Below are 25,914 nucleotides of genomic sequence, written 5' to 3'. Positions count from 1 at the left end.
TTTCCTGCAGCAATTTGCTGTTTTTTAATCCGCCAATTCCTTCCCCCGCGTCTCAGTCCCAAGTAAGAACACCGCCAGTGCGCCGACCAGAATCGTCACGAAGAACATCCAGAAGATACTCCCAATCGCGATTTCCCGGGCGACCAACATGCCAACCAGGTACGGGGCGATAATGCCGCCGATTCGGCCAAACGAAGCGGCTAATCCAACACCGGTCGATCGTACTCGGGTCGGGTACAGTTCCGGCGTATAAGCGTACATCCCGCCCCAAGCACCAAGATTAAAGAAGGATAAGCATATGCCAGCCGCGATCAGCATCCCTTCGCTTGTCGCGTTTCCGAACCAAGCCGCGCTGACCGCCGTTAGCAGCAAGTACAACACCAGCACGAACTTGCGACCGAATTTCTCGATGAAATAAGCAGCCGTAAAATATCCCGGCAGTTGGGCTAACGTCATAATTAACACATATTCAAAGCTTTTCACTAGGCTGAAACCTTTCAGTACCATCACCGAAGGCAACCACAAAAACATACCATAGTATGAGAATACGACAGTAAACCACAGAATCCAGAGCATCACGGTCGAGCGGCGGTGCGGAGAAGCCCAAACCGACTTAAACCGTTCCCCGAAGGAAGGCCCCTGCCCTTTACTATTCCTCACCTGCTCCTTAAATCGGACCGGATCCTGAATGGACTTACGCAGATACAGCGCATAGATCGCAGGAACGGCGCCGATGATAAAAGCGGCCTGCCAACCGTAATCCGGAATGATGAAATACGAAATCAATGCCGACGCGATCCATCCTGCGGCCCAGAAGCTTTCCAACAGGACGACGGCTCTTCCGCGTTCAGCAGCTGGGACCGATTCGGACACCAGCGTGGATGCGACAGGCAGCTCCCCGCCGAGGCCAAATCCAGCGATAAAACGCAGCACACACAGCATGGCAAAGCTCGTGGCTGCGGCAGAAAATCCGCTAGCGACGGAGAAAATCAGCAGAGTCCATAACAAGACGGATTTACGTCCGAACTTGTCCGCCATATAACCGGCAATGGCCGCGCCAAAGGCCATCCCTACGGAGTTGATTGCCGTAAAGAAGCCGGTCTGCTGCGGCGTCAAGCTCCATTCCACCGCCAGAGCGGCGGCAATAAACGAAATGATACCGACGTCCATCGCGTCGAACATCCAACTGAGCCCTGCGCTGAACAGCAGCTTCCGCCGTTTTACAGCGGGTTTTCCAGATACGGCCTGTTCTTGAGCATTCAAACGGCTCTCCCCCTATCCCATCTTGTTCTCTCTTTAGCTTATCCAAATAGGCGGTTGATCCATGCTAGGGCGTCATGCCGCTTTTCTTGTTTGATATGGACCGATTTCGAACCACAAAAACGATCCCCAACACGATGAGAAATACGGCATAGGATACGATCAGCTCCCGAAGGTTCACTCCGGGGAAAACAATCGATGCGCTTAATATGCCAAACAACCAAATGCTCGACAGATTACCGACCAGATTGGACCAGGTGTATGATCTCATCTTCAGGTTGGAAATCGCCGACATAAACGAAATCAGATTGTTTGGCATGATCGGAACCGTACGAAGAAAGATCACCGCCCACACCCCGTAGCGGTCCAGCCCTTTTTGCCATTTTTCGTATTTCTGCAGCTTGCCCATCCACTTGCGGTTAAACCAGTCGGCAAAGAAATATCCGCACATCAAATATACAATCATCCCTGCCGCCGTCCCGGCAATCCAGCTCGCCAATAGGCCGTTCATGATCCCCAACAGGGAAATATGCAGCATGACGATCGTAGCAAATGGGAAAACTCCAAAGATCCCCTGCACCACGGCAAGCGGGATGGTGAGAAGGAGGATGGAGTACCCGCCTAGATGGGTCGTCTCCAAAAACCAGTCCGTCAATTGCTTAATCCATTCGTTCAAATGATTCGTTCCCCATTCCCCAAAAACTATTACGCCTGAACGCGGTTCCCCAAGATGATGAGATCCCGTTCCACACCATCCAAATTGGCTACACGGGGCAGGTGTGCCCAACGCTCGAAGCCAAACTTGCCAAGAAGTTTGAGGCTGGGTTCGTTGTGACCAAACACGAAACCGAGCAGCGTATGAACACCAATCCGAGGACAAGCCGCAATCGCCCGAGTCAGCAAGATTCCGCCGATCCCTCGAGATCGGTAAGCTTCGGAGATGTAAATGCTAATCTCCGCCGTACCGTTATAAGCCGGACGCCCGTAGAAAGATTGGAAGCTGAGCCAGGCGATGATCTGCCCCCCGGATTTCATGACCCATAGCGGCCGGAAATCGGGAGAGTGCTCTTCAAACCACTTCTGTCTGGCGTCGACGGTCACCGGCTCCAAGTCGGCCGTGACCATCCTTCCCGCAATGGTTTCATTGTAAATCGAAACGATGGCTGGCAAATCCTCGAGGATCGCGTCCTCAATCCTATAGTCAAAGTCCAAATGTTCGGTCATATGTAAGTGCTCACGATCCTTGAATGATTTTGTTGTAGAGCTTGATCATGCTAAAATGCATGCCTTCATGATACGTCGTAAAGTTGATTAGTTGCCCTACGGTCTCAATCCGGTAGCCGCTGGAAGTCGAATAAGGTTCGATGGGTTCCTTAAGTAGTCCGGATAATACCGTTCTTACCCGTTCAGGCTGTGCTTCCAGCACCGCAAGAATATCGTTCAAACTTGGACTTTCCGAAGTCCATTCCAACGGTGACGTTCCATTGGCAAACAGCTCTTGATAAATCTCCGGAAGCTCCGATGTTCTTCCCGTAAAGGTAAATGCATATTTATCCGTGACTAAGGCAAGATGTCCCAAATTCCATAAAATATGATTGCGGAAACCTGCAGGGACAACCAGCACCTTTTCCTCGGGTAAAGTTCTAGCCAGCTTCAAGGTTTGAGTTCGTACGAATTCAAGCTGCCGCCAAATGGCTTGTTCCATATTCTTCCCCTCCTAGTCGGTTTCGTGCTTAATCTGTACGTAATGTTCCACCGTTGGGAACGGGTCGTAGAAATGATGAAGCAGCGCTTTCCATTCCTGGTATTCGGGCGACTGCCGGAAACCGACCTCATGCGCGGTGATCGACTGCCATCTCACCAGAAGAATATATTTATTCTCCGTCTCCACGCATTTGTGGAGCTCATGTCCCAAATAACCGTCCATCCGACGAATCAGTTTAGAAGCCTTGCGGAAATTGCTCTCGAAATCATTTATCATTCCCGGCTTCACCTGCAGTTGAGCTACTTCAAGAATCATCCTCTACATCCCCTCCGTTCAACTGATTATAGCACGGACTTAGCGCTTTATGAATCCAAATTGCGGCAATTGAACCTTCCCCCATCGCTACGCTAACTTGTTCGGCATGAACCCCCAGATCGCCGGCAGCCCAGACACCGGGTACGCTCGTTTGCTTCGTGCGAGGGTCGGTTTCCACGTGTCGATTGCCGGAAATGGGTACACCCAGCTGAGCCGCTAACCTGGAGTGAACCTCATTGCCGCCAAAAGCGATAAATCCTCGTTCCGCCGCGAAGCTTCGACCATCCTTCAGCATTACGCTGCGGATAAAACCTTCGGTGTGCTGTACCTCGACGATTTCTCCTTCCTCGTAGCGGATCTCCCGTTCCGCCATTAGGTGCAGCAGCTCCGGCGCAACATCCGATCGTTCGTGATTGATATAAGTTAAATCTCGGGTACGTTCCGCCAATAGAAGCGCCATCTCCGCCCCGGTGCGGCCGGCGCCCATTAATACCGTTTTCCGGTCTTGGATCTCGTACCCATCGCAATCTGGGCAGACGTATACGCTCAGCCCTAGCGTTGGAACCATACCTGGGACATCCGGAAAACGATCAAGTACGCCGGTGGCCAAAAGCACCGTCTTGCCGGTATACCCCGTTCCGCTTAGCGTGACAACCTGAAACCGCCCTTCTCGCTTCTCGGCTCCAGTCACCGTATCCAGCACAAATTCCACACCGTAAGATTCCGCTTGTCTTCTTCCCCGGTTGCGAAGCTCTTGGCCCGAAATCCCTTCCGGAAAACCTAACAGGTTATGATACTGTTGACATAACGTCGATCTCCCAAAACCGGCGTCAATAACCAACACTTGGTGCGCCGAATATCGCCCTAATTGGATGGCAGCCTGCAATCCGGCGATTCCGCCTCCTAGGATTAAGCAATCATAAACTTTGGTTTGTTCCATTTGCATGTCCCACTTTCCGCATGATCTTAATTGACTTATGAAATGAAGTTGATGTATAGCCGCATTCCCGTCAGGAGAAATTAAGTGTGAGCCACAAGGAGGTGTAAGTATGGACAAGTTTCTCGTCAAATTGCTTGGAAACGGGATCATCCTCATCGCCATGTTGATGATCTTAAGCAACGCCTCATTTATATCGGCGCTGCTGACAGCTTTAGCGTTGTCCATTCTAGCCTATTTATTCGGGGATCTCTTCGTCCTTCCTCGGACGAACAATAGCATTGCGACCCTTGTGGATGCGCTGCTCGTTTTCGTCTTTCTGTGGGCGATTGCCGCCAACGCGGAGTGGACGTTATCCTTCGGCGAAATGCTGACCATTACGCTGATGGTAGGCGTATTCGAATGGTTCTTGCACGGTTGGCTGCTGCGTGATGGAATTCGCCGGGACAGCAGCGTGAGAGTACGCGATTCACGATAAATGACTTTACAAAAATAAAAGCGCGAGTAAGGAGATCTTCTCTCCATACTTGCGCTTTCTTATTTTTGCAACGTCATTTAACTTCCCAGCATCACGCGGTCGTCGGAAAGCTTGTGTCCGCTGATCCGCTCAAATTCGCCTAGCAGACGTTCCATCGTCAAATCGCGTTTCTTCGTGTCGTCCACGTCGAGGATGATGCGGCCGCCGTCCATCATGATTAGGCGATTGCCCAGCCGAATTGCCTGCTCCATGTTGTGGGTAACCATCAACGTGGTCAACTTCAGTTCGCTGACGATCTCCTGCGTCAGCCTCGTCACCAGCTCGGCGCGGGCCGGGTCCAGCGCGGCGGTATGCTCGTCGAGCAGCAGCACCTGCGGCTCGGTGAACGTCGCCATCAGCAGGCTGAGCGCCTGGCGCTCCCCGCCGGACAACGTGCCGACCTTGGCGCGCAGCCGATTCTCAAGCCCGATACCCAACCGGCGTAACTGCTCCTGGAACATCGCCCGGCGCTTGACATTCACGCCTAAACCGAAGCCGCGTCGTTTCCCACGAGAGAACGCCATTGCCAAATTCTCCTCGATCGTCATATGCGGCGCGGTACCGGCCATAGGGTCCTGGAAGACGCGGCCGATCCACTTGCTTCGGCGATGTTCCGGGAGGTGACCGATGTCGACACCGCCAAGGCGAACCTCGCCGGCATCCGGTTTGATCACGCCGGATATCATATTCATCAGCGTGGATTTACCGGCGCCGTTACTGCCGATGACCGTCACGAAATCGCCCGGACGCAGATGCAGATTGACATCGATCAACGCGATTTTCTCGTCCGGCGACCCGGGGTGAAACAGCTTTGATACCTCGGTTAACTTCAGCATCAGAACCCACCCCCTACGCTCTTATGGCCAGGGGTTTGCGCGATTTCAGCCGCGCGCCGGCGGGCGATCGATTTCTGCTTCATGTTTCTTTGCACAGTCGGAAGCACCAAAGCAATGATGACGATTACGGCGGTGATCACCTTCAAATCCGTTTGCTCCAGCCATTCGATCCGGAGTGCCAAGGCAACAACGACCCGATAAACGATCGATCCAAGCACTGCCGCCAGCGTGGCCCAAAACACCGTCCGCGCCCCAAAGATCGCTTCCCCGATAATGACGGAGGCCAGCCCGATGACGATCATCCCGATGCCGGACGAAATATCGGCGAATCCGGATTGCTGGGCAATCAGCGCCCCGGACAAAGCCACAAGCCCGTTGGACAAACTGAGTCCGAGAATAATGGTATAGTCCGTGTTGGCACCAAAGCTACGGATCATTCGCTTATTGTCACCGGTGGCGCGCAGCGCAAGTCCAAGCTCTGTCCGGAAGAACAGATCTAGCAGCAGCTTGATGGCGATGACTACGATTGGCATGAATACCAGCGGCGACACCGAGCTGAACAACGTGGTCTCCCCAAGCAAGCCCACGTTCGGTTTACCCATGATCCGCATGTTGATGGAATAGAGCGCGATCATCATCAAAATCCCGGACAACAGTCCGTTAATCCGTCCTTTGGTATGGATGAGGCCGGTGATGGCCCCAGCGGCCAAGCCGCCAAGGAAAGCCGCGATCGTGGCGATCCACGGCGAGCTTCCCCCCGTAATCATCACGGCCGCGATGGCTCCGCCGGTCGTAAAGCTTCCGTCCACAGTCAGATCCGGGAAATCGAGAATTCGAAAAGTGATATAGACGCCAAGCGCCATGAGCGCGTACAGCAGGCCGGATTCCAGCGCCCCGAGCAGCGAGTTTAACATGATGAGTACCTCCCCCGAGAATTTAGGAGCGAGTGCTGCCTATTCGATCAGATTGTTGGCCTTATCCGTGATTTGGTCTTTCATAGCGTCCGTCACTTCAATGCCTTGCTCGGCCGCCGCTTTCAGGTTCATGATCAAGTCGAGTTTATCCGGTACGGTGACCTTCAGATCGCCGACTTTTTTCCCGTTTTTCAACACATCCACAGCCATTTGGCCTACTTGGTAACCATGGTCATAATATTTGAAACCGATCGTGGCAAAAGCACCCTTCTCCACCGTATCCCGATCGCTCGAGAAGAAGGGAATGTCGTTCTCGTTAGCCACCTGGATTACGGTACTAACCGCTTCAACGACCATGTTGTCCAGCGTAATGTACAGCGCATCCACCCGGCCAACCAGCGATTCGGCCGCTTGTTTGACTTCCGATGTATTCGTCACCGAGGCTTTGACCAATTTGATGCCGTGGGCGTCCAAAGCTTTCTCGGCATGGTTTGCCATGACGACCGCATTCGGTTCGCCTTGGTTGATGACCAGTCCAACCGATTTCACGTCTTTGAAATTCGCGGCGATGAAGTCCATCAGCTTGGTAATCGCCTCCGGGTTCGTATCGGAAGCGCCGGAGATGTTCCCGCCCGGATGATCCAGATTGTCGACCAATTTGGCATCGATCGGATCCGTTACCGCTGCGAATAGAATCGGCGAGTTCTTGACCTGCTGCGCAACGGCTTGCGCCGGAGGCGTGGCGATCGCGAGGACGAGATCGTACTTCTCGCCGGCGATTTTTTGCGCGATGGTCGTATTGTTCGTTGGATCTCCCTGCGCATTGTTATAATCCAGCTCCAGGTTGTCGCCTTCGACGATACCGGCGTCTTTCAAAGCGGCAAGGAACCCTTCTCTCGTTGCGTCTAGGGAAGGATGCTCCACGATTTGCGAAATCGCGATTTTGTAAGAATCCTTGGTTGGCTCCGCTGCATTTCCCGCTCCCGCGGAATTCTCCGTTCCGGTGCCGCCGGCATTTCCCCCGTTGGCTGCATTCCCCCCGTTCCCGTTTGTATTGTTGCCGCAAGCGACAACGCCCACCAACAGCAGCGACATGGCAAGTAAAACTCCAAGCTTCTTCTTCATATTTCGTTTCCCCTTTCTCTCTCATGAAATGATAAATGATGACCCAGGAAGGTTGAACCAGCAAAACATGATCCGATTAACGCTTTTGTCGATAAAAGGATTAAAGTGTCTATGGACAACCATTCGCCCAACGTGGACACGAAGTATTATTCCTATATTAAATGGTGGTCAATTATCCGTCAACAAAAAAGAGCCAACCTAAGCACGACCGGTACCCCGGCCTTGCTCAGGCAGCTCTTCTTCAACTTCAGATCATTTTTTGGCATCCATATAAATATGTTTAGCCTCGATCGCTTGAGGCGTGATCTCGAGCACGCCAAAGCTGTATTTCGGCTCCCGCCGCTTATCGGTTGGCGAACCAGGGTTGAACCACAAGACACCTCCGCTTTTGGCTAGATAGGGTTTATGGGAGTGACCGAACAGCACGGCGTCCACTGGCTTCCCCGCAAATACGCGCTCGGCATTGTCCTTAGCTCCATGCCCGCCGCCGGGCAGATGGCCGTGAGTCAGCCCGATTCGCCTTCCGCTCAGCTCAAGAATTTTGTGCTGACCGAACCGGCGGATGATGTCCACCGGGTCGTTGTTACCAGCCACCCCGTCGACCGGGGCTATTGCTGCTAACTGTTCATAAACGTCCATGGTCACCCAATCGCCCAGGTGGAGAATCAGGTCGCAGGTTTTAAACGTTTGCCGCAGCTTCGCGGGCAGCTCCGTCCCGCGGCGCGGCATATGCGTATCCGACACGACTCCGATGCGCATAGGCCGTTACCTCAACGGCGAAGCAGCCATACGCACATAGGTGTGCCGCCGCCCGCGGATCGCGATCGATAACGCTTGAATGTTCTCCGGGACGGCCATCCCGGCGAAACCGCCGTCTCCGATATGGAATACGTCCGCCCCCGCCCGTTTAGCGCTGAGCGCAATCTCCCGAACCGTTGCTTCGTCTGCGCCTTCCTGGCTCGTGCCGATCGCCGCTAAGGCCAGGGCACCCCTCGCCTTGACCTCTGCGATGATCTGAGCCAGATCTTCCTCCCGCACGCCGGGAACCGTGCCCGGGGCAGGCAGCAGGACGACGTCCGCGCCGGTTTCGGCGAACCCGATCGCCGCCTCCCGATCAAGGACGCTGCCGCGGGTGCCAGCCCCGTGCATTTTGCCTGCCAGAATCAAACCGCCGAATTCCCGTTTGGCCAAAGTGATCGCCTGCTGGATGCGTTCGTGGGTCACGCCGGTTTTCGGGTTGCCCGTCAGGCAGACGAAATCGCAGCCCAGCCGCTTGGCTTCCGCTAAGCTCCGTGCCGTTGCCCGCCGTCCTTCGGGCAGCTGGTTCAGTGACTCGACCGCTTCGGCAGAGTCATCAACCGGCTCCAGATTGATACCGATCGGCAGCCCCGTCAACCGCTTTAGTTCGGCGATCGGATTTCGCGCCTCTGGCTTCTGTTCCCCGCCGCCGACTTCCGGCGCAAACAAATCCCTAGCCTCGATGCCGCGAACCTGCGGCTGAAACACGTCAAAGACGTTCAACAAGATCATATCCGCACCGAAAGCCTTCGCGAGTTCTGCGTTGGTTAGCTCCGGCAACAGCGGCTGCGACGTGACCACCGTCTCCGCGATCACGGTACGTCCTTCCGCCGCCAACATCGCTCCCTTTAAGGCTTTGCGATCCATTCGCCGGAAATCCGATGCCCGGCAGTCCAATATCCGTTTCAAACTCTACCCCTCCATTCAACGATGAAATGAAACCCATGCTGTGTTCAGTGTAGCATGCCAGGAAACCACAGACTACGCCATTTTCACGAAGATGTGATTCGTTTTAAATAGACTCTGGCCTCATAAGGACGCAGCCGCAAGTGGCGTAAATCCTCATGAACCTGCGGGGCGTAATTGGAGATCAGGAGTTCGATGTCCCGCGGTTTCATGACCTCCTCCGGCCATTCAAATATCGGCTCATCAGCACTAAAGTTTAAAATCACCAACAACCGGCTAGCGTTTAACGAACGGGTAAACACGTAAATTTCCGGATGGTCGGGAAGCAACAGCTCATATTCGCCGTAAACGATCACGGCATGCTGCTTTCTTAATCGAATCAGCTCTTTATAGTAGTGATAGATCGAGTCCGGGTTTCGGCGTGCTTCCTCAACGTTGATCCGATCGTAATTCGGGTTGATACCGATCCAGGGGGCTTCTGCGGTGGTAAAACCGGCCTGCGGCCCGTTATCCCATTGCATGGGGGTTCGAGCGTTATCGCGACTTTTGAGGTGAATCGCTCGAAAGATGTCTGCTTCCGGAACACCCTTTCTTTGTTGCTCCTCATAGAAGTTAAGCGTCTCCACGTCGCGATATTCCTCAATTGAGGCGAACGCGGCGTTGGTCATTCCGATTTCCTCCCCCTGATAAATGTACGGTGTCCCTTCCAGCATATGCAGGAAGGTGGCCAGCATTTTGGCCGATGGGACTCGGTATTCCTCCGAATCGTTACCGAAGCGCGAAACCGAGCGCGGTTGATCGTGGTTGCCTAAATAGTTGGCATTCCAGCCCCGGCCGTGCAGCACCGTCTGCCAGCGGGTGATGACTTCCTTCAAGTCCGTCAGTTTCCACGGAACGACGTCCCATTTACCGCTGCCGGCAGAACCGGCATCCAGAAACATATGCTCAAATTGGAACGTCATATTCAGCTCGCGGCGGTCGTCTCCCACATAGTCCAGCGCCTCCTCGGGGCCTAATCCGGATGTTTCGCCTACCGTCATAATGTCATAGGAATACAGCACGTTATCATATAAGTTTTGCAGGAGGGTATGTACGTCGTCGAGGTTGGAGAAGAGCTCGTAAGCCCGCACCGTCGGCATCTGCTGCGGATTGTGCGCGTCCGGCAGCCCTTTCGCCTTGGCGATATGCGCGATGGCGTCGAACCGGAAGCCGTCCACGCCCTTTTGGAGCCACCACTGGATCATGTCGTGCAACTCGCGGATCACGGCTGGATTTTCCCAGTTCAAATCGGGTTGATGTTTAGAATACAAGTGCAGGTAATATTCGCCAGTCCGTTCGTCGTACTCCCAAACCGAGCCGCTGAAATACGACTCCCAGTTGTTTGGCGCTCCGCCGTTTTTCCCCTGCCGCCAGATGTAATAGTCCCGCTTGGGATTGTCCGTGGACTGACGTGATTCCAGAAACCAGGGATGCTCGTCCGAGGTGTGGTTCAGCACCAGGTCCATCATCAGCTTCATTCCCCGCGCATGCAGACCCTCTAGCAGCTCGTCGAAATCCTCCATCGTGCCGAAGGCGGGATCGATTTTGCAATAATCGCTAATATCATAGCCGTTATCATGCCCGGGCGATTGATAGATGGGACACACCCAAACCACGTCGATCCCAAGGTCCTTCAAATCATCCAGCTTGGACAGAATGCCGCGCAGATCTCCCACTCCGTCCCCGTTCGAATCCTTGAAGCTGATCGGATAGATTTGGTACACGACGCTTTCCTTCCACCAAGTCCGCTTCATGTTCGCCGCCCTTTCTCCATTTTCCTTTAGCTATTTGCACCCGTCCGCATTTGTATTACAAAAAAAGCCCAGGAACCTGAAGTTCCTGAGCTTAACTGTACAACCTTAGGCGTACTGCTCCACCGCCTGCACGTATTTGCGATGCACTTCCGCTCGTTCCGATTCTAGCTTGCGTTTGGCGGTTTCCAGCTCACGTTGCACTTCACTTACCGCCATGGTTTGGTTCCGGACTTGATCCAAGCTGTCGTTGATTCGTCCCTGTACCAGCCAATCCGAGAAGAAATCGTCAAAGAAATAGTCGGAAAATTTCAACAATCCGCCGATTTCCAGATTCGTCGAAATGTTGGCCCCAATGTCTTTGAGCTCGCGCTCAAAACGCTGCAGGCTTTGCCGCGCCGTATGGAGATGGCTCATCGCCTCGTCAATCCGTCCGTGCTTGATGTGCGTGGACAACATCCCGCCTCCCAGCATATCGTACGTCCCCCAATTTTTCGCCGAGCGGAGATCCTCCTCTGCTGCGCTTAAGTCGCGAAGGGCCGATTGGCCTGCGCGTACCGCCTCGTCCACCTCTTTGAGCTCCACAGTGAGGACCGCTTCGCGTTCGACCAGCTCTCTCAGTTCGTAATTCTCCTCCAGGATTTGCCGTTCCTTGGCTTGAAAAACCCGCTCGTATTCGTTCCGCCAAGAACCGAGGTCTAGCAGCCTGCGCTCGATCTCGGAGATTTGACGCTCCATATCCCGAACCGCTGCTTCTGCGGCATCATACCTCACCTTCGCCTCCAGCACTTCCCGCTGCTCCCGATCCAGCTTCTCAGCCTTGTTGCCAAGTACAGTAGCCAGCAAGTTGGATAACGACATCGCCGATAGCTTGCGAACGTCCTCTTCCTCTGCGGCTAACTTCGTCTGCCATCGGTTCCGTTCTTCTTGCAAACCGGACAACTCCTGCTGAAGATCTTTGAGGCGCCGTTGCCATTTCTCCTGGTTCCGGCCTTTCTCCTTGAGCTCTGCCATCCGCGCGTTTAAATCCTCGAACATGCTTGGTTTCTCCCTTCACCGCCGGAAACAACCATCCGGCCTAAGTGGTTTCGATATCATGTTCTACGTTGTTCGATACGGTAATGTTTCAGAGCGCCTGATTCCAAGCCAACGCGCCGTTCGCCTCCGCGCTCTTCACGATTTCCTCGCACAGCCGATGGGTTTCCAGCGAGTCCTGCAACGAGATGGCCGGAACCTTACCTTCGCGAACGCAGCTGATAAAATGATCGATGATTTGCACGAACCCTCGCCGATACAACACCGGATCCCAGTCCTTGAAGGTCGATCGTTTAGCTTCGCCGCCGGCAAAATGCTCGGTGGTATTCAGCCCGTCCACCCGCCACTTCTGGCCGGGGCTCATCGCCTCGAGGATTTCATCGTTGGTCCCCGAGTCGCGATTCATGATTCCGATACAGGTGAAGCCTTCACCTTCCAGTTGGAGTGTGACATGATACAGCTTCCCATCTTGAACCCGAGTTGAGACATGGAAGTTATGAACTTCTCCCGGGGCCAAGAACCGCAGGGTATCCACTACATGAATATAATCATCCAACACGAAGCGGCGGGCGTAGTCCGCTGAAGGAGTACGGTTCTTCTGCAGCAGCACCAACCGACGATCCGGCTGTTCCTTTAAAGCTGCATTCATCGGGGCAAACCGACGGTTAAATCCCGTCATGAGCAGTACGCCTTTCCGTTCAGCCAGATCACTGAGCCGCTTGGACTCCTCGAACTGATAAGCGATCGGCTTATCCACGTAAACGTGGATTCCGTTCTCAATCAGCTGCTCCACAATGGCCGGATGAGACTCCGTCGCCGAGTGGACAAACGCCGCATCTACGCCGGATTTCACCAAGTCATCCACGCTGCCCGACGTTTCCGGGACGCGGTATTTTGCCGCCAACTTGGACCTTGTCTCTGGATTTCGTGTACTAAAGATGAGGTCGATATCCTCCCTCGCCGTAATGACCGGCAAATACGCTTTTTGCGCGATATCGCCGAGTCCAATCATTCCGATGCGCATCCGTTTAGCCTCCTGAAGGTACATTTCGTGAATTCGTTAGGTGGTAATCGTTCCCTACCATTCTGGCACAGGAAAAAGAGGATGTAAATTTGCTGCAGAAAAAAAGTGAACCCCCATGAACCTCATGGGGGCTTGTAGGTACTCCAATATTAAACGAAGGAAGGTCTTCTCAGATCCACGTCTCCCGTGAGGACCTTTACATATTCCTTATCTCCACCTTCAACGGAAGGACCAATATAAAGAATGCCTTTATTGCGACTTGAAATCACATCTCGCCTACCCTGTCCCTTCGTGCTCTTAGCCTCCAACAGCGATGGGGACTGACGTTTCGAAGCTTTGGACACCGAGTTCGATCCTTGTCTGAGTTTCATGTTATCACGCTTCATACCGAATCCCCTCCAAGGATATAATGAATGGTTCGCAAGAGTTCATTATTATGATTTACGATGATGCCTAATTGGTGTTCGGTCAAGTGATGCCTACCGGAAAAATGAACCGAGAGAACATGTTCTTTACCTAAAGGATAGCATAGGATGTATACCTGTTCAACTTCAAGTCGGCTAAAGAAAGCCCATTTTGAGGTTAAATACGCATCTACCACATAAATCGGCTGATGGCCGGACTCCACAAGTGCTTGGTTTTCGTGAAAGGTATAAAACCGGCCTTTTCCGACGTTTCCGCCAACTTGCCCAATTCCGTCATCCCCCTGTGCCTTCCAGAGAGCTGCGCCGGTAACCAGATAATCCGGAGGAGGAAGGATGGACGTCCGGATAGCCTCACTCAAAGCGTTATAACGCTCCTCCTCGTTGGGGATGGATAGATTCTTGTTATAAGTCCAGAAGAGATGCAGGATCCGGCGTTTGCGTTCCAGTTCCAATTCCATTATCGCAATGTCATCGCGCGGGTCTTGGTAACATCCTTCAGCTTGAATGGCTTTCATGAGGAATTGGCAGGCTACAGAAACAGCCGCCTCCTCATTTCCGTCCGTTCGCACCTCGTAATTCAGTAAGGTCAAGCCTTGGAGGTCGGATAAAAGATGATATTCCGATATGTTCTCCCCTTGGATTAGCTCCTCGCTCTCTCTTACTTCTTGAGGGACAATCGCGAACACCCGCCGTCGCCCCAATCTCCCCCAAAACAAACCCATTTCAAAAAGCGTATTATCCCGGGTGATAAAAACAAATTTCCCTCGATAAAGCGCGACGTCATCCGGTGCAAAAATAAAAACTCCAAAATCATTCTTGCGGAGTTGTTTTTCAAGAGACTCCATCGTGTAGTCATTGCCTCCGAATGCGCCGGCATACCATGGGGTGACCTGGGCGTATCGGTTGATTTGGGCATGGATCCCATTCGCGATCGCCATCGCTTCTCTTGAAGATCCAATGAAGACATTTGGCTTTATCACATCCACAGCTCCTTGAAAAACGATTCATCTTTTCCTAATTATACCACTGTGATCCGTTTTGAGTAGCTCTATTTAGCACCTGTTCCCTTTGGGAGCATCACAATTTCCACTCCCGTTTACATACGCCCTTTCGTAGACATCGTGTATAAGTCATTGATGCGAACAGGAATGTCGAAAGCAACATCACAACGCACAAACAACATTTCATTGATATATTCTCGGATTTGTTCAAGCCAATACCGGAAGTAAACAAGCGACTTCGGGTAAGCTTCAATCCTCGATGTATTCTTACGGGATTTCGGAGCGTAAACCAACTTATAGGATATATGCAGGAAATGTTCCCCTGTATTGATTTTGATGCTGTATTGATATCCCCGTTCCCCCACCGTCATCCTGACCCCGTAGAAATGACAGATTCGTTTGTGGAACTCATTGAAGAAATCCCAATATACGTCTGTAAAGTCAATGACAATGCGGTCGATGGTTACAGTGACCCCTTTCATGTGCCGCCCCCTCCCGATTTTTTTCATGAATTTCGGGCTTAATCAGAGGGCAGGTGGCTAGCCTTTAACACATGTCCTTCCCGTTGTGAAATGTTCAGTTCAGTCCTGACAATATAGTGGTCGGACTATCCTGCGAATTTGTTGCGATGCTCTCGACACTATATCCATCGGGGTATCTATTCGCAAAGTTGCGCTTAATTTGGAAAAACCGCAAGAAAACGAAGATAACAAAAACAGGTCAATCATGGTGGTATCTAACCATAATCGACCTGTCTAATGTAACGGAGTGCCGTTATTTAGGTTATAAAATTCAAGCGTTGACGTGCGTACAAACACATTGACGAAATCTCTATACGGGTATTACATGGGTTATATGTGTTTTTGGTTGAATGGTGGGTTCATTCGGCACTGGGTAGCCCCACTAAATAAGAAACCTTGACTGCATGAAGCCAGTCAAGGTAGTAACATTGCCTATTTTCTTTGAAACCGATGTATCCAGTCTCTAATATCTCTCTCATCATGTAGGTATTCATCAGGTGAATCTTTCAAATCTATACCGGATACAATATTTAATAATTCCCATAATTCCTCGTCTTGCACTTCATAATCATCATTCATTACATACTGAGCTGCATAGTCAGCAACCTCTTCTCTTTGAAGTTCGTTAATCAAAACAAGTTGTAATTTAGTTAGCAAATCTTGAATAGAAGGCAGGTTCATAACATCACCATTTTCCAGTGTATTTCCCCTTACTATCAAATTGATAATGAACTTTTTTTCCATTCGTCACTTTTGTATCCGGACGGACTTGTCTTATATTACTTGAATGGTCAACTGTTTCATGCCATGTTCTCTTATTTCCATTTGACGGATTCCACTCCCTAACTACTCGCCTTCCTGCCATTTCGCCTTGTTTTGTTGCAGGTGTTACTTCCCCATAATTCCTAGTTCGACCGTCAGGCAACTCTTTTACAGATGCTTTCCCATACTTTTCTGCCTGCTTATAGTGTGTTTTCAATTTGTCGTATTGGGCAGCACTATGAGCAGCATTTCCCGTCCCCTAAGTTGTAATCTTAAACTTGGGAATAAAGAAGGTGGCAACTGATTCTTCCAATTACCACCATTATATCAGCTTGCCTGACGCTCTGTTAGAGTTGCCGCCGCCCGATACTCTGTCTTGTTTTTCATCATGCTGTAGATGATGTTTACGAGCCTTCTCATGACGCATATCAGGGCTTGCTTCTTCGTCTTGCCTTCGGCTAGCTTCCGTTGGTAGAACTCGTAGAAGACAGGATTCCGTTGCTTTTTGTTTTCACCTTTAGCGACTTGGATTTGTTGAACGGCTAGGTTATGGAATATAGCGTTCAGCACTCGATTGCCTTGTCCGCTTGCTTGGTCTTTGCCCTTGCCGCCCGAACTAAAGCGGACAGGAGCGATTCCTGCGAAACGGGCTAGCTTATCAGCGTTGGAGAAGCGGCGAATGTCTCCAATTTCAGCGACCAGTTCCGCCGCTGTAACGGTACTGATTCCATCCATAGACTGCAACTTAAAGTCGGTTTCAGCCAACACCTGATGAAGCTGTTCTTCCGTCTCTTTAATTAGTTCTCGACTTCGCTTCATGTCCTGAACCATGTTCACGACAAGGAAGTCTCTTGACGCTTGGTAGTTCCGCTTTGTCTCTCCGTCTTTCTTCACCAGTTCCAAGATTTCCTCTGCTTTACGAGTAGAGCAGGCATTTCGGCTTGCTTTGCGGAGATAAATCGCTAGTTCCTCCGCTCCCACCGATTCCAAGTGATGCGGAGCAGGGTACTTCTCCCAAAAGGCTAGAGCCGCTTTACCGTCAATGTCACAGAAGAACTTCTTGTAGGAAGGATAATGATAGCTTAACTGCTGATGTAATTGGTTCTTGAGCGTAGCGGCATGTTTGACAATAGCGTTCCGCCTTGCCACCAGTTGCCCGATTGTCCAATACATATCCTGTGGATTTGCATCCGGCAGTTCATCGAGCCTTGCAAGCAATACCTTGGCGATGCAGTAAGCATCCCAACTATCACTCTTTTGGGTCGTAGCATAACTTTTGCGTTCGTTATAGGACAGAGCAGAATTAACTTCCTTAACGATTTGCTTCTTCTCGACAAGGTGAACGGCTAAGGCTCTGCCATTGCCGCCCGTATCCTCTAATCTATAGACAGGGGTCATTTCTTTTGGCGTATGCTTCTTGACGAACTTCATCAAGTCCTCAAATGCTGATGGCTTATTCTCGATTTGGACTTCGCCCAGTTTCGTATTCCAACAGTCGATAATGACCGCTGTATGATGGGCTTTATGCAGGTCTAAACCAACGTAAACATGACGCATTTTGTAATGCATAAAAGAAATCACCCCTATGTACGAATTGTTAGTTGGCGTGATGGGTAAAGAATGGGGGCAACCTCAGTTCAAGCGTTAACCTTATGGTTCGCATCGGGACGCAAGCCTCTCCAATCAATACTTGTCACAGAATGGCTTCATGTAAGCCATGGGCTTCTATATTTCCATAGCGGTATGTACCGCTATAAAAATCACGTTTGTCCAAGATTCGTTTGATTTGCACTTTAGTAAACAGTCTGCCTTGCCCAGTAGTAAAGCCTTCTTCATTCATAGCTTCGGCAATTTGGGTCAATGACCATGCCGGATGTTCTTCCTTTAGCTGAAATACTTTGCGGACGGTTCGGGCTTGCTTCTCGTCTACTTGGATGTACTTCTGACCATTCTTTGCCTTGTAGCCGAAGGTGGCTCTCCCTCCGGCATAGCCGCCCTGCTCCGCTTTCTTGTAACGCCCTCTGCCTAGCTTAAGGGCGATTTCGAGCCGTTGATACTGGTCAAGCAGTTCCATTAAACCGTTAACCAGGAAATCATTCGGGTCTTTCTTGTAAATACTGTAGGTCGGCTGTTCGATGCTCCGAACGTCCACCCCATGCTTCTTGAATTCTCGATGCACCAACACTTTCACAATGTCAGACCGCCATAAACGGCTTGTGTTGAGGACGACAACTGCATCAATGGGTTGGGTAGACAGGGTGGCTAACATGCTCTGAAAGCCGATTCTATCCACTTCAAGAGCATCTTCGTTAACCTTCGCCCCACTGATACCTTCATCGCTGTATAAGTTCATCAGATTCCATCCTTGCTCCTGACAATAGGAGCGGATTTCATCCTGTTGGTACGCTAAACTGTAGCCATCTTTGGCTTGTCCACTCGTTGACACTCTGACATAACCGATGACATTCATGGTAATTCCTCCCCCACCGTTACAGAAATCTCAATTATTGAAACGGTACTCCGTATCACATCTTTATTATAGAACGGTATTCCGTTGCAATCAATGATTTTCTAGTGATATGATGGAGAAAACACACTACTTACCCGTAACGGTAATGCGTATCGGAGGTAAATATGCCAGTTCGGTTACGTCTTAGAGAAATTCTTGAAGAACGAGGAATAAGTCAACGAGAACTTGCCCGTAGAATGAATATCCGTTCTAGTACCGTCAGTCATCTTTGCTCAGATAAAGTCAATGCCGCTTACTTCGATACATTGGAGCAGATTTGCAGAACGCTTAACATCAGCCTGAACGAACTTCTTGTACTGGAAGATGACTAACCTTTCCCGACAAAATCGCACAGGGGAGCGTTACTGCTTCCTGCCATTGCTTCGCCGCTAGTTCGTTCAGGTCAAGTACATCCTGCATTTTCATTTGATTCTGAATTTGCTTTCGGTAGTAAGGTGAAGTATCTTGCGGTAGAAGTTCTCCTTGCTGAATCTCCTGAACAAGTCGCCCCACCTTCGGGGTGAACTTGGACAAGTCTGAAAGCACAGCACATAGATACTTACTGTTAAACTGCGGTGGAAACTGAACCAGTGAAGCAAGTGGTAGCTTGCCCATAGGTGCATATACAATTTCCATCCTCGTTTGCTCCCCCTTAATTCCCTGCCGCCCAGTCTCCATCAACTGACGCTTCTTGTCATACACCCGACAATAGCCATCCTCCTGACGCTGATGTTTGCCATTGTAATAACGAGTTCCTTTGAACAGTCGTAGCTTGCGACCCTTCGTTGACATTGTAAACAGGTCATTGATGGGAACAGGAATGTCGAAAGCAACATCACAACGCACAAACAGGATTTCGTTGGCATAATCTCGGATTTGTTCAAGCCAAGACCGGAAGTAAACAAGCGACTTCGGGTAGGCTTCGATTCTCAATGTATTCTTACGAGTTTTCGGAGCGTATACCAACTTATAGGAGAGATGCAGGAAATGCTCTCCTGTGTTGATTCTGATTCGGTATTGAAAACCTCTTGCCCCTACCGTCATCTTGACCCCATAGAAATGACAGATTCGTTTATGGAACTCATTGAAGAAGTCCCAGTATACGTCTGTAAAGTCAATGACAATGCGGTCGATGGATACAGTGACCCCTTTCATGTGCCGCCCCCTCCCGATTTTTTTGATGAATTTCGGGCTTAATTAGAGGGCAGGTGGCTAGCCTTTAACACATGACCTTCCCGTTTTGAAATGTTCAGTTCAGTCCTGACAATATAGTTGTCGGGCTATCCTGCGAGTTGGTTGCAATGCTCTCGACACTATATCCATCGGGGTATCTATTCGCAAAGTTGCGATTGATTTCAAAAACCTGTGAGAAAACAAAGATAACAAAAAACAGGGCAATCATGGTGGTATCTGTCCATAATCGACCTATTCGGTGTAACGCTTTTACGTTATTTGGGGTATATTATTCAATCTTCGTTGTGCGTACACCGGATATGATGAAATCTTTATACGGGTATTACATAGGTTATCTGTGATATAGGTTGAATGATGGATTCACTCGTCACCCACCCCCACCAAAAAAAAAGAAACCTTGAAAGGCATAAGCCAATCAAGGTAATCTTGTTATTTAATCTCGGGTTTCATAGTTGTTACCGACTTATAAAAATCGTTTTTTACTTTATCTAAAAAATCTGCAAGTTGATTGGGGTCTTGCTCATTATATCCTTCAATAACCCAACCTAAGGTCTCTGTAGGTGCATTTAACCACGGAGGACTAGACTTCGGCATAAAAAAGACTGTCAAATCTTCATCATACTCATGATTAATTGCCCACGCTAGAAACTCAATCGTTTGCCATCCTTCAAGAGACTGTTCAATATCAAATTTCACATACCAAGTCCCTTCTTCCCATTGACCTGGTTGCGGATTGGTGTGTCCTCCACAACTCCCAATGGTTTGAATGGCTTCAAATGAATTTAATACGTTGACCAAGTTTTTTATATTTTCATCTAGTTCATCCTGCGGTGCTTTCTTTGTATGTTCAGCCATTGAGGTCCTCCTTTATTTATTTTCCTTTCTTACGACCCTGATATTTGTCAGCAGGTGTCCATTGGTCAGGGTAATTTTTAGCACCCTTACTTGTATTACAACTTTTACAAGCCGTTTTCAAGTTAGCAGGGTCATTTGCCCACTTTTGTCGCTCTGCCTGCGTCATGTTTTTGCCACCATTTTGGTAATGGGATTTTAATGACGGGTTATGGTCTGCTTCCGGTTTAACTTTACTGCCGCAATACTGACAAGTATAGTTATCACGCTTCAAGGTTTCATCTCTAGCTTTTTTGGACGGAGTATTTCCATAATGTTTAGAACGATTGTATGCTTCTCCCGTCCCCTTAGCCTTCTTTGACACGCTATTAACAGTTTTTGCGATCTTAACTGCTTTTCGAGCTGTCTTGACCTCGCCCAGTCCAGGAACTGCATTGGATAGTCCATTGCTCAGGATAGCTTTCCCGAGGTTGAGTTTGGTGCCAGTGGATTTGGCTATTGTATAGTCGATCGTTACATCGACCGCGGTCTTCACGATTACCTTACCTGCGTAAATTGCAAGCGGAATCAGGAAGGCGAAGTTCCCTGTCGGGTCGCTATAGGCTAGCGGGTCATTGTGGGCGTAGGTGTACAGATTCAAACTCAGCGGATTCTTTAGGTCGCCTTCAAACGTATCCTCTTGCAAAAAACGCGCTGTAACAGGATCATACCACCGTTGCCCCAGGTTTAACAATCTTGACGTATCATCCCAATATTCCGATGAATATCGGAACGGATTACTTACCGTCTCTTGCTTGTAAAGCGGTTTCCCCCAGATGTCGTACTCGTACTTGTTCTGTATGTTGCCGGCTTGATCCCGGAGTTCGACGACATCGAAATGCCCATTCAGGAGATAAGTCGATCGGGAACCTGAAAAAACATCCACCCGCTCCAAAAGTGAGTTGCCATACACGAATGTAGTAGGGGAGGTATAGAGGGTTCCGTTTAATCTCGATTCGCTGATTAGCTGATCCTCGTCCCAGTAGTACCGGGTCGTTTTGCCGTTCTCGGTTCGCTCATACAGTTGATCGTCCCCGTTGTACTTATAGATCACAATCTTATCGTCTGTCGTCACTTTCGTTAAGCGATTCCATTCATCGTACTCGTAAGTGAAATCTTGAAAGTCGATCGTAGCACTGGTATCGAGGCTTGTGCGATTGCCCCTTGGATCGTAACCATAACTCTCATTAAATTGCGAACTTGTCACTACTCGGCCTAATGGATCATAGGTGTACGAGAATGTCTCTTCGTGATCCGTTCTCGACGTCATATTCCCGTTATAGTCGTAGCTATAGGAATAATTGTTTAGAACGGTTCCGCTTGAATCTTTGTGCTGGACTCCGGCGAGATCAAATCCGTCATAGGTGTATTCTGTTGCTAAACCATTGCCATGGAGAACTTTCTTGATTTTGTCATTTTTGTAGTACTCGTAGCTTGCACTTGTCTGATTTTTGGCCTTAACTGTAGAGACGCGGTTTACATTGTCATAGGTGTAATCAATAACTTGGTTGAATGGAGTAACGATTTTGGTTCTATTGGATCTGAGATCATACTCAAACGTAATACTTTTCGAATCAGGATAAGTCTTTTTCTCCAACAACGAAGTATAAGGATTATAAGCATAGATTGTTGTACCGGTTTGATCCGTCATACGGGTTCTTTTGCCTTCGGCATCATACGTGTAACTCACGCTGTCTGACGGACCCGCACGAGTGAGCAATCGGTTCTTACTGTCGTAAGAATAAGTGAAACGTCGATCCATCCGGTCTATCAGAACGGAGAGATTGCCTTCTTCGTCATAGTACATCTTTTTCGTATTTCCGGTCTCATCCGTATAAGAGATTATATCGCCTCGTTCATCAAACACTTTTTGGATTGTACGATTATCCGGAAACTCAATTCGCGTCTGATTACCAAAGCCGTCATAGAAATAACGGTACTGCTCTTGTTTAGGAGTTAGAACTCCTATTAGTTGGCCGAGTGCGTCGTAATGGTAGTTGGTAATGTTATTTAATGCATCTTGTGTCCGGATTAAATTGCCGGCATTATCGTATGCATTGGTTTGTTTTGAAACAAATACGCCGTTCTCTTTCTCCTTCTCTACCCATACTCTGCCAAGCTTGTCATACGCCCGAAGCACTTCATTTCCTTCTTCGTCGGTCTCTCTAGCGGTGTTGGCAATATCGTCAAAAGAGACAGTGCTGTAGCTGTTGTCCGCATTCGTCGTTCTTATGAGCCGATCCCAGCGATCATAAGAATAGGCCACTCTGTTGCCATTCGGATCCTCTTCCCATATTTTACGGCTGTAATCATCATAACCGGACTTAATCTTGGCATTATACACTCCGTTAATGAACAAGCCCGACTCTATGACTCGCCCTAAAGAATCCCACTTCGTTCTTGTTTTCGCTCCCATTTCACTGGTGGTGTCGATGGTGTTCGCCCTATCGTCATAAGCAACGACAAACGAAGAATTATCCGGATTTATTATTTTCGTTATTCGGTCCAACTTATCATACAAATAACTCGTCAGGTTTCCCCTGGGATCCGTAAAACTTGCCATTGTTCCTGTCAATTTATTGTATGCCGCATTCGTGCTGGCAGTGTGAACTGTTCCGTCGATATCTTTATATGTGGAAGTAGAGCTCGTTGCGAAAGCAGAACCCAATGCCGGATTATATCCATAAGTGGTAACTGCTTCTTTATTACCATCGTAGTCTTTGGATAGTATAACATTGCCGTACGTGTCATAATTATAGGTTGCTCTTTCTAGCAATTGACCCGATGCATTGTTATTCCGTAATTGATAATCGGTCACATCACCCTGAACGTTTCTGGTTATTCCTACATATAATTGCAACCCGCTGTTAACCGGCCAAATTTCCGAATTGCGCAGTTTAGTAACTGGATCATACGTATATCTAACCGTATTATTATAAGGGTCCGTTTCGCTCAAAATATTCCCGTAATCATCGTATGTGACAGAACTGGTTATTCGTTCGGATTGTCCTGCATTGGATGTATAGTAGGATGTCGTTGAAATCGGATATGGAATCTTTCTCGCTTCATCGAATACTTGATCCGTAACTTTCCTGGTAATTAAGTCCGAGCTTTCAAGTCGGGTATTGTATATCATTGGAGCGGTTTGGTCGTTAATGAAATCTTTTTTGTAGTTGTATACCGTCTCTAATTGGTTCATAAAAACTTTCGTCGAAAAATAAGAGTCCGTGTTCGCCGTGCTCCCAATGTCAGTCGGATATACAAAAGATGCCTGGTTAATGTTATGAGTGGTATTATCCGAAAACGTTATGATTTCTCTGCGGGAAGCCAGACGGTATGCCTCATTGACAGAATTCGTACTTGTATAACGTTTCACTGGATTGGATTCAAACTCGTAAACCGTTTTTGCTCCTGTTGGATGGGTGACCCCCGTTAATAATGCATATGGATTCTCTGTAATTGGTGTTGTTCCGGTTAAATCAAATTTTGCGGTTCTGATTTGATAATCATAAGTAGTTACTCTCCCGATGGGGTCAATGATTTGAGTCAATACTTCCTTATTATTTTTCGTTGCTTTATTGTAAACCACTTGACGATCACCCATCGTCAGTATTACTTGTGATGTTGAGTAAGTTATAGAGATCTTATTACCAATTGCATCGATTATCGATGTCAACACGTTACCGTATGCACTTATGTTCGTATAGAAGAATTGTACCGGGTTGCCATAGGCGTCGGATATTTGGATAACTTTCCCTTCAGCATCGAAATATTGCTTGACTCCGCTGATCGAGTCCAAGCGATAGGCCGAGCGTAATCCACTAACGATAAGCGATGTATCTGACTTGAAGCTTAAGTCTTTCCAGGGATAATCCTTTAGATTACCGTTCTCTATCTTGTAAGTACCGCCACTTGCAAGGTGTACAAAAGTCCCATTGTCAAAAGTTAGGTAGGGAATGTTCCAACTCCAGCCCTTACCGATCGGGAACCGTTTATCTTCTACGGGGTCCTTAAGGCGGTTCAAATAGTAACCGCTTGAACCCAGGTAATCATAGTCTGTCCCCGTGCCCGAGACCGTACCGCCCCTATACATTGAGCCAACCGGATATGAGTTGGCTACATTTAATGCTTGACTATACGTTGTATAGGGACCGAAATAGTCGTAGTAAGAATCATAACCTATTAATACTGTTCCGGAAGAAGTTGTTGCGCTCAAATAGGAAGTCTGTACGTACTTTCTGTCATATTGCTTACACATGTCCTCTGTCGCGGTTTTAGTTCCCAAAGCATTATAGGCGCGGTCCCTCTCTGCCTGTGTGGAATAAGTACTGTTAAAAGGCCCCTCCCACCACTCCGCCTCTGTTAACAAAAATTGGCCGGTACTACATACAAACTTATTTTTATAAACATGATAGCTATAGGATAGATAATACTCTGTACGGGTAACGGGCACGTCATAGTATACGAGCGCCCAATAGTCGTAGTAGTCTACACTATTATAAGTAACATCACTCTCATATAGTTGGGACGAGCTGGAATCATAGGTTCGGTTTAAGGCAAAGCTGTTACCGTTACGACCAGGCAGAATCAAGTCCGTTTCCGAATAGGATAAAGCACCGGTGGCAGTTGAAACATTCTCGGCTTCCAACTCGACTTGGTAGGGGGCTTCGTCCATTTTGAACCTGACCAGTTCAAGCTTTGGTTCTTCAGGCTGCGGCGGTAATCCCAATACACGGAAAACGTTATTCTCTCTTAAATCAACATCTTTAACATCAGAAGTGATTGTGCTCTCTGTTTCCTTTGATTTATTGAGGATCGTTCTCTTCTTTGCCTCGATTGCTGCTTGTTCGAAAGGAATATTCTCAGACTTGGATCGACGGATGACCCCTTCAACTTCCTCAAGCGTATAGCCTTCGTCAAGCATCTTCTGAATCTGGTCAGATCCTACATTCCATTCTTGAGCCATGGTAAGCAAATTTCGGGCGGCCGTTTCCTCGTTGAAAACCGTTAATGCAGACTGCATCTCTCGATCTTTTTTTCGGACAATACGGGTTTCTAGCTCCCTGAGAGTCGCATCAGGTTGTTCCCTTTCTTTTATTCCTAGCTTCGTGGCTTTTGATTCTTTACTGGACTGGTTCTTTAGTGTTGCTTCCATACTCCGTTTTTCATTTTCCAGTTGTATTTGGAGTTGGTTATTGATCCATTCGTTTTCCTCCGCTTCAAGCAAGGCCTTTTCATTCTCTTCACGCCGATCTTCATAGATACCTGGGGGTAATATTAGTTGTTCGTCAGTAATGTACTGATTTACTGGCTCGGAATGAACAGCTTCCGGAAAGATGGATATGAGCAACACAGTGACCAATATCCCCGAAATAACTCTCTTCGTTCTAAAAAATATCATAAAAAACCTCCTATCGTATCAAGGCAATTTGCACACAATTCTTTATTC

24 protein-coding genes are annotated in these 25,914 nt (G+C 49.0%); 2 read left to right on the top strand and 22 right to left on the bottom strand.

Annotated features, from left to right (window positions below):
• Nucleotides 1–24: 24 nt before the first annotated feature.
• The 6 genes from MKZ15_RS10890 to MKZ15_RS10865 all read right to left on the bottom strand — a co-directional run bounded on the left by MKZ15_RS10890 (nucleotide 25) and on the right by MKZ15_RS10865 (nucleotide 4,220).
• Nucleotides 25–1,182 carry an MFS transporter gene (locus MKZ15_RS10890; protein ID WP_213622081.1) on the bottom strand — a complete coding sequence of 386 codons (1,158 nt, stop codon included), beginning with the start codon at nucleotides 1,180–1,182 and terminating at the stop codon, nucleotides 25–27.
• Nucleotides 1,183–1,327: 145 nt separating this feature from the next.
• Nucleotides 1,328–1,936, bottom strand: coding sequence for a VTT domain-containing protein (locus MKZ15_RS10885; RefSeq protein ID WP_193415315.1), 609 nt, complete (start codon nucleotides 1,934–1,936; stop codon nucleotides 1,328–1,330).
• A gap of 29 nt (nucleotides 1,937–1,965) precedes the next feature.
• Nucleotides 1,966–2,484 (bottom strand): N-acetyltransferase family protein, encoded by a 519-nt coding sequence (locus MKZ15_RS10880; protein ID WP_339821936.1) that lies wholly within the window; start codon nucleotides 2,482–2,484, stop codon nucleotides 1,966–1,968.
• Between the two features lie 10 nt (nucleotides 2,485–2,494).
• Nucleotides 2,495–2,965 carry a DinB family protein gene (locus tag MKZ15_RS10875; protein WP_339821933.1) on the bottom strand — a complete coding sequence of 157 codons (471 nt, stop codon included), beginning with the start codon at nucleotides 2,963–2,965 and terminating at the stop codon, nucleotides 2,495–2,497.
• A 12-nt stretch (nucleotides 2,966–2,977) separates the two neighbouring features.
• Nucleotides 2,978–3,280 carry an antibiotic biosynthesis monooxygenase gene (locus MKZ15_RS10870; RefSeq protein WP_155608530.1) on the bottom strand — a complete coding sequence of 101 codons (303 nt, stop codon included), beginning with the start codon at nucleotides 3,278–3,280 and terminating at the stop codon, nucleotides 2,978–2,980.
• Nucleotides 3,270–4,220 carry an NAD(P)/FAD-dependent oxidoreductase gene (locus tag MKZ15_RS10865; protein WP_155608531.1) on the bottom strand — a complete coding sequence of 317 codons (951 nt, stop codon included), beginning with the start codon at nucleotides 4,218–4,220 and terminating at the stop codon, nucleotides 3,270–3,272. Before MKZ15_RS10865 ends, MKZ15_RS10870 begins: the two co-directional genes overlap by 11 nt.
• A gap of 109 nt (nucleotides 4,221–4,329) precedes the next feature.
• Here MKZ15_RS10865 and MKZ15_RS10860 point away from each other — a divergent pair, with 109 nt between their 5' ends.
• The gene (locus tag MKZ15_RS10860; protein WP_193415312.1) at nucleotides 4,330–4,695 is read left to right on the top strand and encodes a DUF2512 family protein; all 366 of its coding nucleotides are present in this window, start codon (nucleotides 4,330–4,332) and stop codon (nucleotides 4,693–4,695) included.
• A gap of 77 nt (nucleotides 4,696–4,772) precedes the next feature.
• Here the strand turns inward: MKZ15_RS10860 and MKZ15_RS10855 are convergent, their stop codons facing one another.
• From MKZ15_RS10855 to MKZ15_RS10795, 13 genes are all read right to left on the bottom strand, one after another.
• The gene (locus MKZ15_RS10855; protein ID WP_339821929.1) at nucleotides 4,773–5,570 is read right to left on the bottom strand and encodes an ABC transporter ATP-binding protein; all 798 of its coding nucleotides are present in this window, start codon (nucleotides 5,568–5,570) and stop codon (nucleotides 4,773–4,775) included.
• On the bottom strand, nucleotides 5,570–6,484 hold the full coding sequence (locus tag MKZ15_RS10850; protein WP_193415310.1) for an ABC transporter permease: 915 nt from the start codon (nucleotides 6,482–6,484) through the stop codon (nucleotides 5,570–5,572). The genes MKZ15_RS10855 and MKZ15_RS10850 overlap by 1 nt, the downstream gene beginning before the upstream one ends.
• A 39-nt stretch (nucleotides 6,485–6,523) precedes the next feature.
• Nucleotides 6,524–7,609: an ABC transporter substrate-binding protein gene (locus MKZ15_RS10845; RefSeq protein WP_213621673.1), complete on the bottom strand. Its 1,086-nt coding sequence runs from the start codon at nucleotides 7,607–7,609 to the stop codon at nucleotides 6,524–6,526.
• Between the two features lie 252 nt (nucleotides 7,610–7,861).
• On the bottom strand, nucleotides 7,862–8,368 hold the full coding sequence (locus MKZ15_RS10840) for a metallophosphoesterase family protein (RefSeq protein WP_155608536.1): 507 nt from the start codon (nucleotides 8,366–8,368) through the stop codon (nucleotides 7,862–7,864).
• 6 nt (nucleotides 8,369–8,374) lie between these two features.
• The gene (locus MKZ15_RS10835; protein WP_339821924.1) at nucleotides 8,375–9,316 is read right to left on the bottom strand and encodes a haloacid dehalogenase-like hydrolase; all 942 of its coding nucleotides are present in this window, start codon (nucleotides 9,314–9,316) and stop codon (nucleotides 8,375–8,377) included.
• 83 nt (nucleotides 9,317–9,399) lie between these two features.
• Entirely contained in the window at nucleotides 9,400–11,106 is a 1,707-nt protein-coding gene (locus MKZ15_RS10830) for an alpha-glucosidase (RefSeq protein ID WP_339821921.1), read from the bottom strand.
• A 105-nt stretch (nucleotides 11,107–11,211) separates the two neighbouring features.
• The gene (locus MKZ15_RS10825; RefSeq protein WP_339821918.1) at nucleotides 11,212–12,141 is read right to left on the bottom strand and encodes a hypothetical protein; all 930 of its coding nucleotides are present in this window, start codon (nucleotides 12,139–12,141) and stop codon (nucleotides 11,212–11,214) included.
• 88 nt (nucleotides 12,142–12,229) lie between these two features.
• Nucleotides 12,230–13,162, bottom strand: a complete 933-nt coding sequence (locus MKZ15_RS10820) for a Gfo/Idh/MocA family oxidoreductase (RefSeq protein ID WP_339821915.1) — start codon at nucleotides 13,160–13,162, stop codon at nucleotides 12,230–12,232.
• 382 nt (nucleotides 13,163–13,544) lie between these two features.
• The gene (locus MKZ15_RS10815) at nucleotides 13,545–14,567 is read right to left on the bottom strand and encodes a TIR domain-containing protein (RefSeq protein WP_339821913.1); all 1,023 of its coding nucleotides are present in this window, start codon (nucleotides 14,565–14,567) and stop codon (nucleotides 13,545–13,547) included.
• A 116-nt stretch (nucleotides 14,568–14,683) separates the two neighbouring features.
• Nucleotides 14,684–15,070, bottom strand: a complete 387-nt coding sequence (locus tag MKZ15_RS10810) for a hypothetical protein (RefSeq protein ID WP_339821911.1) — start codon at nucleotides 15,068–15,070, stop codon at nucleotides 14,684–14,686.
• 471 nt (nucleotides 15,071–15,541) lie between these two features.
• The gene (locus MKZ15_RS10805; protein ID WP_339821908.1) at nucleotides 15,542–15,853 is read right to left on the bottom strand and encodes a DNA-binding protein; all 312 of its coding nucleotides are present in this window, start codon (nucleotides 15,851–15,853) and stop codon (nucleotides 15,542–15,544) included.
• Nucleotides 15,854–16,198: 345 nt separating this feature from the next.
• Nucleotides 16,199–17,440: an IS110 family transposase gene (locus tag MKZ15_RS10800; RefSeq protein ID WP_339821905.1), complete on the bottom strand. Its 1,242-nt coding sequence runs from the start codon at nucleotides 17,438–17,440 to the stop codon at nucleotides 16,199–16,201.
• 124 nt (nucleotides 17,441–17,564) lie between these two features.
• On the bottom strand, nucleotides 17,565–18,341 hold the full coding sequence (locus MKZ15_RS10795) for a recombinase family protein (RefSeq protein WP_339821902.1): 777 nt from the start codon (nucleotides 18,339–18,341) through the stop codon (nucleotides 17,565–17,567).
• A gap of 164 nt (nucleotides 18,342–18,505) precedes the next feature.
• Between MKZ15_RS10795 and MKZ15_RS10790 the strand changes: the two genes are divergently transcribed.
• Complete coding sequence (locus tag MKZ15_RS10790; protein ID WP_253440783.1) at nucleotides 18,506–18,712, top strand: helix-turn-helix transcriptional regulator; 207 nt, start codon at nucleotides 18,506–18,508, stop codon at nucleotides 18,710–18,712.
• Here the strand turns inward: MKZ15_RS10790 and MKZ15_RS10785 are convergent.
• The 3 genes from MKZ15_RS10785 to MKZ15_RS10775 form a co-directional block, all read right to left on the bottom strand.
• Entirely contained in the window at nucleotides 18,675–19,535 is an 861-nt protein-coding gene (locus MKZ15_RS10785; RefSeq protein ID WP_339821899.1) for a replication initiation factor family protein, read from the bottom strand. The genes MKZ15_RS10790 and MKZ15_RS10785 overlap by 38 nt on opposite strands.
• A gap of 468 nt (nucleotides 19,536–20,003) precedes the next feature.
• Nucleotides 20,004–20,429: a hypothetical protein gene (locus MKZ15_RS10780; protein WP_339821896.1), complete on the bottom strand. Its 426-nt coding sequence runs from the start codon at nucleotides 20,427–20,429 to the stop codon at nucleotides 20,004–20,006.
• A 16-nt stretch (nucleotides 20,430–20,445) separates the two neighbouring features.
• The gene (locus MKZ15_RS10775) at nucleotides 20,446–25,866 is read right to left on the bottom strand and encodes an RHS repeat-associated core domain-containing protein (protein ID WP_339821894.1); all 5,421 of its coding nucleotides are present in this window, start codon (nucleotides 25,864–25,866) and stop codon (nucleotides 20,446–20,448) included.
• Nucleotides 25,867–25,914 lie beyond the last annotated feature (48 nt).

The sequence above is a fragment of the Paenibacillus sp. FSL R7-0216 genome, assembly GCF_037969915.1.
Lineage (GTDB): Bacteria > Bacillota > Bacilli > Paenibacillales > Paenibacillaceae > Fontibacillus > Fontibacillus rhizolycopersici.
This window is presented reverse-complemented; position numbering and strand designations above follow the sequence as displayed.

What these genes read in the sequence shown, in the direction of transcription:
- MKZ15_RS10795 (WP_339821902.1), bottom strand. Translation starts at nt 18,341, where the DNA reads ATGAATGTCATCGGTTATGTCAGAGTGTCAACGAGTGGACAAGCCAAA.
- MKZ15_RS10890 (WP_213622081.1), bottom strand. Translation starts at nt 1,182, where the DNA reads ATGTTCGACGCGATGGACGTCGGTATCATTTCGTTTATTGCCGCCGCT.
- MKZ15_RS10850 (WP_193415310.1), bottom strand. Translation starts at nt 6,484, where the DNA reads ATGTTAAACTCGCTGCTCGGGGCGCTGGAATCCGGCCTGCTGTACGCG.
- MKZ15_RS10845 (WP_213621673.1), bottom strand. Translation starts at nt 7,609, where the DNA reads ATGAAGAAGAAGCTTGGAGTTTTACTTGCCATGTCGCTGCTGTTGGTG.
- MKZ15_RS10855 (WP_339821929.1), bottom strand. Translation starts at nt 5,570, where the DNA reads ATGCTGAAGTTAACCGAGGTATCAAAGCTGTTTCACCCCGGGTCGCCG.
- MKZ15_RS10785 (WP_339821899.1), bottom strand. Translation starts at nt 19,535, where the DNA reads ATGAAAGGGGTCACTGTATCCATCGACCGCATTGTCATTGACTTTACA.
- MKZ15_RS10800 (WP_339821905.1), bottom strand. Translation starts at nt 17,440, where the DNA reads ATGCATTACAAAATGCGTCATGTTTACGTTGGTTTAGACCTGCATAAA.
- MKZ15_RS10865 (WP_155608531.1), bottom strand. Translation starts at nt 4,220, where the DNA reads ATGGAACAAACCAAAGTTTATGATTGCTTAATCCTAGGAGGCGGAATC.
- MKZ15_RS10830 (WP_339821921.1), bottom strand. Translation starts at nt 11,106, where the DNA reads ATGAAGCGGACTTGGTGGAAGGAAAGCGTCGTGTACCAAATCTATCCG.
- MKZ15_RS10805 (WP_339821908.1), bottom strand. Translation starts at nt 15,853, where the DNA reads ATGGAAAAAAAGTTCATTATCAATTTGATAGTAAGGGGAAATACACTG.
- MKZ15_RS10775 (WP_339821894.1), bottom strand. Translation starts at nt 25,866, where the DNA reads ATGATATTTTTTAGAACGAAGAGAGTTATTTCGGGGATATTGGTCACT.
- MKZ15_RS10875 (WP_339821933.1), bottom strand. Translation starts at nt 2,965, where the DNA reads ATGGAACAAGCCATTTGGCGGCAGCTTGAATTCGTACGAACTCAAACC.
- MKZ15_RS10810 (WP_339821911.1), bottom strand. Translation starts at nt 15,070, where the DNA reads ATGAAAGGGGTCACTGTAACCATCGACCGCATTGTCATTGACTTTACA.
- MKZ15_RS10870 (WP_155608530.1), bottom strand. Translation starts at nt 3,280, where the DNA reads ATGATTCTTGAAGTAGCTCAACTGCAGGTGAAGCCGGGAATGATAAAT.
- MKZ15_RS10825 (WP_339821918.1), bottom strand. Translation starts at nt 12,141, where the DNA reads ATGTTCGAGGATTTAAACGCGCGGATGGCAGAGCTCAAGGAGAAAGGC.
- MKZ15_RS10840 (WP_155608536.1), bottom strand. Translation starts at nt 8,368, where the DNA reads ATGCGCATCGGAGTCGTGTCGGATACGCATATGCCGCGCCGCGGGACG.
- MKZ15_RS10860 (WP_193415312.1), top strand. Translation starts at nt 4,330, where the DNA reads ATGGACAAGTTTCTCGTCAAATTGCTTGGAAACGGGATCATCCTCATC.
- MKZ15_RS10790 (WP_253440783.1), top strand. Translation starts at nt 18,506, where the DNA reads ATGCCAGTTCGGTTACGTCTTAGAGAAATTCTTGAAGAACGAGGAATA.
- MKZ15_RS10880 (WP_339821936.1), bottom strand. Translation starts at nt 2,484, where the DNA reads ATGACCGAACATTTGGACTTTGACTATAGGATTGAGGACGCGATCCTC.
- MKZ15_RS10820 (WP_339821915.1), bottom strand. Translation starts at nt 13,162, where the DNA reads ATGCGCATCGGAATGATTGGACTCGGCGATATCGCGCAAAAAGCGTAT.
- MKZ15_RS10780 (WP_339821896.1), bottom strand. Translation starts at nt 20,429, where the DNA reads ATGGCTGAACATACAAAGAAAGCACCGCAGGATGAACTAGATGAAAAT.